This is a genomic window from Streptomyces sp. NPDC091292, from assembly GCF_044757265.1.
GTDB lineage: Bacteria > Actinomycetota > Actinomycetes > Streptomycetales > Streptomycetaceae > Streptomyces.
The window spans coordinates 1-1,415 of record NZ_JBIVUQ010000056.1 but is presented as its reverse complement, the minus strand read 5'-3'; the positions used below and the strand labels follow the sequence as shown (position 1 = coordinate 1,415).

1 rRNA gene is annotated in these 1,415 nt (G+C 56.0%); it reads right to left on the bottom strand.

The features are described from left to right. Window positions 1-22: 22 nt before the first annotated feature. Window positions 23-1,415, bottom strand: a 23S ribosomal RNA gene (locus tag ACIQNU_RS43795); the annotation flags it as partial.

The window sequence follows — 1,415 nt, the reverse complement described above, 5'->3', positions numbered from 1 at the left end:
AACACAGTGGACGCGAGCAACTGAGGACAAGCCCTCGGCCTATTAGTACCAGTCACCTCCACCCCTTACAGGGCTTCCAGATCTGGCCTATCAACCCAGTCGTCTACTGGGAGCCTTAACCCCTCAAAGGGGGTGGGAGTCCTCATCTCGAAGCAGGCTTCCCGCTTAGATGCTTTCAGCGGTTATCCCTCCCGAACGTAGCCAACCAGCCATGCCCTTGGCAGGACAACTGGCACACCAGAGGTTCGTCCGTCCCGGTCCTCTCGTACTAGGGACAGCCCTTCTCAAGACTCCTACGCGCACAGCGGATAGGGACCGAACTGTCTCACGACGTTCTAAACCCAGCTCGCGTACCGCTTTAATGGGCGAACAGCCCAACCCTTGGGACCGACTCCAGCCCCAGGATGCGACGAGCCGACATCGAGGTGCCAAACCATCCCGTCGATATGGACTCTTGGGGAAGATCAGCCTGTTATCCCCGGGGTACCTTTTATCCGTTGAGCGACGGCGCTTCCACAAGCCACCGCCGGATCACTAGTCCCGACTTTCGTCCCTGCTCGACCCGTCGGTCTCACAGTCAAGCTCCCTTGTGCACTTACACTCAACACCTGATTACCAACCAGGCTGAGGGAACCTTTGGGCGCCTCCGTTACTCTTTAGGAGGCAACCGCCCCAGTTAAACTACCCATCAGACACTGTCCCTGATCCGGATCACGGACCCAGGTTAGACATCCAGCACGACCAGAGTGGTATTTCAACGACGACTCCCCCTGAACTGGCGTCCAGAGTTCACAGTCTCCCACCTATCCTACACAAGCCGAACCGAACACCAATATCAAACTGTAGTAAAGGTCCCGGGGTCTTTCCGTCCTGCTGCGCGAAACGAGCATCTTTACTCGTAGTGCAATTTCACCGGGCCTATGGTTGAGACAGTCGAGAAGTCGTTACGCCATTCGTGCAGGTCGGAACTTACCCGACAAGGAATTTCGCTACCTTAGGATGGTTATAGTTACCACCGCCGTTTACTGGCGCTTAAGTTCTCAGCTTCGCCACACCGAAATGTGACTAACCGGTCCCCTTAACGTTCCAGCACCGGGCAGGCGTCAGTCCGTATACATCGCCTTACGGCTTCGCACGGACCTGTGTTTTTAGTAAACAGTCGCTTCTCGCTGGTCTCTGCGGCCACCCCCAGCTCACCGTGTAAAACGGATCACCAGTGATGGCCCCCCTTCTCCCGAAGTTACGGGGGCATTTTGCCGAGTTCCTTAACCATAGTTCACCCGAACGCCTCGGTATTCTCTACCTGACCACCTGAGTCGGTTTAGGGTACGGGCCGCCATAAAACTCGCTAGAGGCTTTTCTCGACAGCATAGGATCATCCACTTCACCACAATCGGCTCGGCATCAGGTCTCAG